This window comes from Rhizobium sp. P1_E6 (assembly GCF_056405875.1).
In genome coordinates, this window is the sequence record NZ_JBFUBG010000036.1 from 47,139 (window position 1) to 55,023 (window position 7,885).

Sequence of the window (7,885 nt, forward strand, 5' to 3'; positions counted from 1 at the left end):
TATTGGAAAGCCGCTACAGTCCCGAGGTCAGCACCCTGTGACAGGCTGGCGATACACGCTGCAGATTGTCCCGCAGGCACGAGATGACCCGCCCTCCGCCGACCGGCACCATCCGGCAAAATGCCCGAAAGTCCGGTCCGCAGGTCTCGCGCACGATCATCACTTCCTCACGCGGAGAGAAGACGGGCATGGCCGCCGGTCGCGTCGCCGGCGGTGCGGCAGCTGTGGCAGCACCTGCACCGGCTGCGGGCGCACCCGCTGCATTAATGGCCGCGACCGCCTGCTGGCAGGGCGCCGACAGACGGGCACTATGCTGCTGCAGGCAGGAGAGCGCCGCCGCACCGCCGGGGGTCACGCCGGAGCATTGCGCCATGAAATCGGAGCGGCAGGCCGACTTGACGGCATCGCGCTGCGCCTCGGTTGGTTGAACCGCCGTCTGAGTGCCGGCTGCCGGGGCCGGCGTCGCCGCACCTGTCGTGACAGGCGCAGTTTGAGATGGCTCTGCGGATGTCGATTTCGGTTTGGTGCCAATCGCCGACACCGCCTTACGACAGGCAGCGGAGAGGGTGGAATCGTGTTGCTGCAGGCAATTCAGTGCCTCCATGCCCCCCGGCTGCACGCCAGAGCATTGTGCGATGAAATCGGATCGGCAGGCTGATCTGATCGCGCTTTTCTGCTCGTCGGTGGGCGCCTGCGCGACGGCGATCCCGGCGAAAAGACTGGCCGCGCAGACGACACTGAGCGTCGATAATTCGAAGATCAGATGACGCCTCCAGCGTCGCTCCGCTCTTAGAGAAGATGCACATTCTCGCATTGTTCCCCTCCCTGGAAAGCTCATCGATTTACGGCATGAAAACAAATACCCCAGCTGAATGAGACAGCAGGACCTCGAAAGGTCGATGAAGGTCGCTAAACGGAAATTGTGGAACGTCCACTCGCCTTTAAATTTAGCACATTCGAATTTTATAGACTAGGCTCGAATATCCCGACAAGGATTGGCGCACTATGCTTATGGCTTAGCGGTGGGATGCATTCTTCACAGCTGGCAGGCGACAAGAACATCAGCTATCTATGCTTGTAGAAGCTTGGCTGTGTTTGAAGTAACCTCCAGCTCACTGGAAACGCCACCAGAATCTCATGGCCCATTGCTGCCTAGGCATCCGGAAATTTTGCAAAAGCAGCCGCGCGCCTCTGCGCCGGGTGCTAAATCATCGCTCTGCTGCCAACAAAGAAGTCCGCTTTGGCCGGCCTACCTTTTGGCTTCTAATGCGGGCTTTGCGCTATTCGCTGGCGAAGATACGCCAGCGGAACTGGCGGCCGCTTCCTCGGCCGGCAAAATGCAACTTCTATCGTGACCACCGCGCTATGATTTGGTCGGTATTTGCCAGCACCTTACGGACTGCGTTGCGCGCCATGTTAGGTCGCTGCAATCGGATGCTTTTCTCAATATTTTCATGAAGTTTCAGCGCATATTGCAAATTGTCTTCCTCCCGGGTGACATGGGCGAAGAGCTGGTTCAGAGCCGATTCGATCAAGACGCCGAGCGGCACCAACAGATCATTTCCGGAGGCGCGCAAGATTGCGATGTGAAATCGCGCATYGGATTCTGTGCGCTGCTGGAGTGATGTCGCCTGATCCATGTCATGCAGGGCCTGACTGATCGCGCTCATCTGCTCCTCCGTTCGGCGCTCGGCAGCAAGTGCTGTCGCCTCCGGCTCGATCATATGCCTGAGTTCCTGCACGGCCCTCAGAAACGATTCACGATCGGGAGATGCGGCATACCAGCCCAATACATCCCGATCCAGCAGGTTCCAACGTTCCTTGGGTTCGACCCAACTACCGATTTTCGGGCGGGAAGACAGCAGGCCTTTTGCCATCAGCATCTTGATCGCTTCGCGCACCGCCGATCGGCTGACTTCGAAGACTTCCGACCACTTTGCCTCATTCGGCAGGATCGTGCCCGGCGGATAGTCGCCGCGCACGATTCGCAGGCCGATCTCGCCTGCCAAAGACACATGAACACTCGCCCCGGTCATGCGGGGAGCATTTGGGCGCCTTGCGGTGGCCGAACGGTCAACCGTCACCACCTCGGCCGGAGCCGTCAGCTTTCCCGATTTTTTGTCAGGCATCTTTTCTACTGCCTCAGCATTCTTCGATTGTCTGCACGTACCATCAAAACAATCGTAATAACGAGGAAGTCGCCTGCGATTGACCCCGCCAGAAAGCGCGGAATCTAGGTCGCGTCAAGCCCTGCAGATCTTTCGATCCGTCTCGTGGAGGCAGTCGGCGCACCCTTGTATCAGGTGCGCCAAACCGCGAGCCTACTTTTGAATGCAGGTATCGACTGTGTCCTTCGTGCACTCATCGAGCCCGGTGAAAACAGGATCTTCAACCGGCTTGCCGGCAATCAGATCCATCATCACCGAAGGTGCCTTGTAGCCCATCTCGAATGGCCGTTGGCCGACGAGCGCAGTCACCAGGCCTTCCTTCGCAATAGCGACCTCGTCGCCGATCGTGTCGGCGGCACCAATGACGAAATCGTTGCTGGCGATCTTGTCGGCCATCGGCTTGAACAGATCGCGATAGGGTTGCGGCGCGCCGAACAAAGGCCAGCCACCCATAATGCCGAATGCATCCAGGTCGGTATTGGCCGCAAGGATATCGGTCATTGCCTGCACGCCCTTGGCACCGTCGTCATTGGTAAATACCGGGCAGCCTGCGACTTCCGTCCAGCCGCCCTCGCCTTTCAGCGCGGTCAGACCTTTCTGGCCGGTGAGCGTGTCTCGCATACCCTGCGCGCGGCGCAGAATATTGTCCGCTCCCGGATTGCCTTCGATAGTGCAGATCTTACCGCCACTCGGCTTGGCCTTCTTGATGTATTCGCCGATGCGTGCGCCCATCAGATAGTTGTCGGTCCCGAGATAGGTCTTGCGCAGCGCGGCATCCTCGGCTGCAAGATCGGCATCGAGCGTCATCACCGGAACCGTCGGATTGGCTGTCTTCAGGGTCTGGGCGATGAGCTTTGCATTCGACGGCGAAATTGCGATTGCCGCCGTGTCTGCCTTGCCCAACATATCCTGAACAATCTGTGCTTCGCCGGCTTCATCGGATGTCGATGCCGGACCGGTGTAGAAGCACTCGTATTCCGCAGTGGGGTTCTCCTTGTTCCATTTCTGGCAACCCTGGTTGATTGCTTCGAAGAACGGATTGTCGAGGCCCTTGACGACGATGACGAGTTGCTTCTTGGCCAGGGCCTGCCCGGCGGTTAGTGCTAAGACTGCGGCTGTAAGTAATAATGCCTTCCTCATAGTTTCCTCCCTTGAAACAGACGGGCACCACGTGCCCGCCACACGACATCAACCCGGATACCAAACGATACGAGGCTCCTCCTCCGAACGCTCGTATTGCCATGCCGAGTCGATAAGCATTTCGAGATTATAGTTTGGCCGCCAACCCAGAAGGTATTTCGCCTTGCTGTTGTCCATCCAATTGGAATGGAACCGGCTTGGTATCTCGACAGAGCCGAGATTGCGCGTGCGCGACAGGTAGGCGGCAACTTCAGCATAATCGACGGGTCGATCCATGCAGATATTGAAGAGTTGGCGCTCGGCCCGGGGGTTGTCGATTGCCGCCAATATTGCAGACACCAGGTCATCGACATGCACGAAATTGCGTTTCAGCGGACGCCCGTCGGCATCGAGCAACAGCGGCACCGTCCCCATGGCCGCATAACGCCGCGCCGCTTCCTCCGGAACGAGTGTCTTCCAGTCTGGACCGCCAAACACGTCGTCACCAAAAGAAAGCGTATATTTAAAATCATCCTTTTCCATGATCCAGGGCGCGCGCAGACAACAACCATTGAGGCCGTACTGAATGCCGAACTGCTCCAGCATGACCTCTTCCAGGACCTTGGAGAGCGCGTAGCTTCCTGGATAGGCACAATGAGGAGCGTTCTCGGTGATCGGCCCATTGTGGCGATAGTGGAAATGCCCTATGCCCGCATCGCCGCCGATCAGGATGAACTGGCGTGCCGTGACGCTCGCGCGGAACTCCTCAAGCAGCCAAAAGAGACCTTTGACGGTAACGTCCATGATGTCTTCAGGCGTTTCCTTGCATGTGGCGAGATGCACGACATGGGTGACGTCATGKAGCGCCGCTGCCACAACATCGCGGTCGGCGATCRAGCCGCGGATGACGGCGACACGGTCGGTTTCATCGCACAAACGATTATGACAAAGCGCGCGAATACGGGCTTTGGAAAACCTCGGATCGTCAAGCAGCCCAGCAATGAAGTGCCGCCCGACCTTGCCCGTCGCACCGGTAACAAGGATTAGCATGCTCTCTCTCCCCCACTGAAAGCTAATATTCAGGCGCTGCCCGCGTCAAATGATATTTGTCTGACAAAACAGATTTTTGCGACAATAGACCCAATACCTCGGACAATCTGTTGACGCTGTCGCAGGGTTTTGCGTAAATGCTCACAATCGCTTTTCCTGGGAGGACGTTGGAAAAGCGAATTCGCTGGAGCCGCGCGTCGAAAACAAGCCGGGTTCGGAGCGACGGATAGCTGCAGGTTTTGGGAGGCCGGAGGCTGGTGGCGGTTCTTGAACTCACCAATATTTCCAAACATTTCGGCGCCATCCAGGCCGTCAACGATGTTTCGTTTTCACTCGAAGCTGGGCAAGTGGTCGGCCTCATGGGCGATAACGGCGCTGGCAAATCCACATTGGTGAAGATGATCGCCGGCAACTTTCGACCGAGCCATGGAACCATGCGCCTCGACGGCGCCGATCTCGTGCTTCATCGGCCGAAGGAGGCACGCCAGCATGGCATCGAGATCGTTCATCAGGATCTGGCGCTCTGCAACAATCTTACGGCGGCAGCAAATGTGTTCCTCGGACGAGAATTGCGCCGCGGCATATGGCCTCTTCGCATCCTCGACTACAAGACCATGTACAAGCGCGCCGGAGAGATTTTCCGCGAACTCAAATCCGAAACGCGACCGCGCGATCTCGTCAAGCAAATGTCAGGGGGCCAGCGGCAAGCGGTAGCGATCGCCCGCACCATGCTGTCGGAAGCGAAAATCGTCTTGATGGACGAGCCGACGGCAGCCATTTCCGTGCGTCAGGTCGCTGAGGTTCTCAATCTGATCCGTCAGTTGCGTGACCGCGGTATCGTCGTTGTCCTGATCAGCCACCGCATGCCCGACGTCTTTTCGGTTGCCGACCGCGTGATCGTGATGCGGCGGGGCAGGAAGGTCGCTGACAAGCAGATTGCGGCAAGTTCGCCGGAGGAAGTGACGGGGCTTATTACCGGCGCCATCGAACAGGTGTGATCGATGCTATCCGTTGCAACAAAAACGAAGAAGGTCGACGATGGCGATTACACTTGACCAGACGATCGGACAGAAGCAACGGAGCTGGCTTGCAGCAGTCTTGGGCGGCCAGACATTCTGGGTTCTGATTGCGGTCATTCTCGCCTGCATTTTTCTGTCGATGGCGACGGACTCCTTTGCGACAGCGAAGAACATCTACAACATCACCCGCAACGTCACCTTCGTCGCAATTATCGCGCTGGGCATGACGCTGGTCATTATCACCGGCGGCATCGACCTGTCCGTTGGCTCCGTGCTGTGCCTGTGCAGCATGGTGCTGGCGGTCGTCATGCACGCGGGATACAGCATTGAAGTCGGTATCGCCGCTTCGATCGGTACTGCTCTCTTGGTCGGAGCTTTCAACGGCGTATTGATTGCCTATCTTGGCTTCCCGCCTTTCGTCGTCACGCTCGGGATGCTGTCGATTGCGCGTAGCCTTGCGATGGTCGCATCCAACAACACCGTCGTTTTCGAGTTCGGGCCCGATCACGACAAGCTACTAGCGCTGGGCGGTGGCGCCTGGTTTTTTGGCATCGCCAACCCAGTGCTTTACATGGTCGTGTTGGCACTCATTACTGGTTTCGTGCTGCGCTGGACCAAGTTCGGCCGCTATGTCTTTGCCATCGGCGGCAATGAGCACGCCGCGACTCTCACGGGCGTTCCCGTGCCGAGGATCAAGGTTATCGTATATATGATTTCTGCCCTGTCGGCGGGGGTTGCCGGTATCATTCAAACCGGCTGGCTCGGCGCTGTCACCACAAATATCGGCGCCGGGATGGAACTTCAGGTCATTGCCGCCGCGGTTATCGGCGGCGCCAACCTGGCTGGCGGTGTCRGCACCGCCTTTGGTGCGTTGATCGGCGCCGCACTCATCGAGATTATCCGGAACAGTCTTGGTTTGCTCGGCATCAACGCGTTCTGGCAAGGTAGTTTTATCGGTGGCGCAATTGTGCTTGCCGTCCTCTTCGACCGAATTCGCAACCTGCGACGCGATGAGTAGGCAACCCTGTCCCACACCCTCGAGCCTCACGAGACCGGCATGATGAACTATGTGCGGGCCGCCTCAATGAAGCCTGCCGGACGAACGCAGCTGGCCGTCGTTACCGCATAGAGGCGAGTGGAACACACTTGCTTTGGCGCTTGGGCCGCTTTTGTTACTGCAGGCTCCCGTCGCCGCCGCGGTCGGCAGCCTTGAAGTCCGCCATCACCCTATTCAGGAACTCGCTCTGGCTGACCTTGCCGTCACCGTTGGCGTCGGTGGCGGAGAATTGTTGGACAGTCAGAACTTGGGCAACTTCGTCAGAGTTCAGGCTGCCGTCCTTGTTCTTGTCCAGACCAGCGAAGGCCGACGTCATGAAGGCTTGATATTCAGATCGGTCGACCGCTCCATTCTTGTCACGATCGAGCCGGTCCATTTGGCCCTGGTTCATAGCTATCGGTTGATTCTGCGCATCGGCCGCAATKGCGGTAAAGAAAACGAACCCCGTCAGCAGGACTACTCTTTTCATAATTCCGACCTTTCGCGTCAATGACATGTCAACGCACTGCCACCCGCAGCGCCCAGCGTGGCGCCGCCGCCAACAGCCCAGAGCTGTCCGGTCCCTGAGCCAATGGTCGCGCCAAGCAATCCGCCGACGACCGCGCCGCCGACCGTACCGGCGATGCAGCCGAACTCGTTACTGCGTCCTCCTTGGGACGTCGAAGCAGATTGGCAGCCAGACAAGGCAAGGCAGCCTAAGAGAGTGAGACTTATCGTGTACGTGTTCATTTTTCCCTCCAGTATATCCGTGCACGTTTGAGACAAACAGGCGGAGGCACCGTTGAGCGGCGGTGGTTGAAAGCAAGCTTCTGAGTAAGTCTCTCACGCGCGAGAGATTCTCTGCTGATCAGAGGCAACTCACAGACGAAACATACAAAGCGCGCGCCAAAGCTGCAACGATACTACAGAATACTACCACCGCGACCGATTGAAGACAACACCTGCACTTATCTCCACCGCTGATGTCCTGCCGAGGCGAAAATAGATCGCTCGTTCAGCGCATCCCGGACCGGATACGGTCCCCTCCTTTAAGCGATCGTCGGTCCGCCCTAATCGTGAGGCCGGCGCAACGGCTCGCCAAACCGATCTACGCTCGGTTAGGCTTTTAGTTCGGTCACCGGTTTTTACGGCAGATCGACCTTTTGCCCGCTCCTTATGTCGGTGGCGAGCATCTGTCCCGATTCGTCGGGTTTTGCCTTTTTACCGGCCGCTGACGATGCGTTTTGCCCTGCGCTAGAACGTCGAAAGGCCCGCAGGTTTTACCATGCGGGCTTTTTGATTGTTAGGTCGATATGGAAGATTGGTTGCGGGGGCAGGATTTGAACCTGCGGCCTTCAGGTTATGAGCCTGACGAGCTACCGGGCTGCTCCACCCCGCGTTATCCAGTCGACGCTAGCGTCGTCCGTCCAGGTTTTTGCCTGAGGCAAAATACCGATTTGCGCAAATCCCTTTGGGATTTGTCGCGTCTACGC

At 57.9% G+C, this 7,885-nt stretch carries 8 protein-coding genes and 1 tRNA gene; 2 read left to right on the plus strand and 7 right to left on the minus strand.

The genetic code is table 11. From position 1 onward, the window contains the following. Positions 1 to 13 precede the first annotated feature (13 nt). The 4 genes from AC1D35_RS18535 to AC1D35_RS18550 form a co-directional block, all read right to left on the minus strand. Positions 14 to 814: a hypothetical protein gene (locus AC1D35_RS18535; protein WP_113308311.1), complete on the minus strand. Its 801-nt coding sequence runs from the start codon at positions 812 to 814 to the stop codon at positions 14 to 16. 532 nt (positions 815 to 1,346) lie between these two features. Continuing rightward, positions 1,347 to 2,129, minus strand: coding sequence for a FadR/GntR family transcriptional regulator (locus tag AC1D35_RS18540; protein ID WP_477939422.1), 783 nt, complete (start codon positions 2,127 to 2,129; stop codon positions 1,347 to 1,349). A gap of 192 nt (positions 2,130 to 2,321) precedes the next feature. After that, the gene (locus AC1D35_RS18545; protein WP_113296749.1) at positions 2,322 to 3,308 is read right to left on the minus strand and encodes a substrate-binding domain-containing protein; all 987 of its coding nucleotides are present in this window, start codon (positions 3,306 to 3,308) and stop codon (positions 2,322 to 2,324) included. A 48-nt stretch (positions 3,309 to 3,356) separates the two neighbouring features. Next, positions 3,357 to 4,337 (minus strand): NAD-dependent epimerase/dehydratase family protein, encoded by a 981-nt coding sequence (locus AC1D35_RS18550; RefSeq protein ID WP_477939424.1) that lies wholly within the window; start codon positions 4,335 to 4,337, stop codon positions 3,357 to 3,359. A gap of 257 nt (positions 4,338 to 4,594) precedes the next feature. Between AC1D35_RS18550 and AC1D35_RS18555 the strand changes: the two genes are divergently transcribed. Next, complete coding sequence (locus tag AC1D35_RS18555) at positions 4,595 to 5,335, plus strand: sugar ABC transporter ATP-binding protein (protein ID WP_113308313.1); 741 nt, start codon at positions 4,595 to 4,597, stop codon at positions 5,333 to 5,335. Between the two features lie 40 nt (positions 5,336 to 5,375). Next, positions 5,376 to 6,374, plus strand: a complete 999-nt coding sequence (locus tag AC1D35_RS18560; protein WP_477939426.1) for an ABC transporter permease — start codon at positions 5,376 to 5,378, stop codon at positions 6,372 to 6,374. Positions 6,375 to 6,528: 154 nt separating this feature from the next. On the opposite strand, the gene AC1D35_RS18565 is transcribed toward AC1D35_RS18560, so the two are convergent. From AC1D35_RS18565 to AC1D35_RS18575, 3 genes are all read right to left on the minus strand, one after another. Further along, positions 6,529 to 6,882, minus strand: a complete 354-nt coding sequence (locus AC1D35_RS18565; protein ID WP_113296745.1) for an EF-hand domain-containing protein — start codon at positions 6,880 to 6,882, stop codon at positions 6,529 to 6,531. 17 nt (positions 6,883 to 6,899) lie between these two features. Beyond that, positions 6,900 to 7,142, minus strand: coding sequence for a glycine zipper 2TM domain-containing protein (locus AC1D35_RS18570; RefSeq protein WP_113296744.1), 243 nt, complete (start codon positions 7,140 to 7,142; stop codon positions 6,900 to 6,902). Between the two features lie 572 nt (positions 7,143 to 7,714). Then, positions 7,715 to 7,791: transfer RNA gene (locus AC1D35_RS18575), tRNA-Met, on the minus strand. Positions 7,792 to 7,885 lie beyond the last annotated feature (94 nt).

Coding starts and splice junctions, on each gene's coding strand:
- AC1D35_RS18545 (WP_113296749.1), bottom strand. CDS start 3,308: ATGAGGAAGGCATTATTACTTACAGCCGCAGTCTTAGCACTAACCGCC.
- AC1D35_RS18570 (WP_113296744.1), bottom strand. CDS start 7,142: ATGAACACGTACACGATAAGTCTCACTCTCTTAGGCTGCCTTGCCTTG.
- AC1D35_RS18535 (WP_113308311.1), bottom strand. CDS start 814: ATGCGAGAATGTGCATCTTCTCTAAGAGCGGAGCGACGCTGGAGGCGT.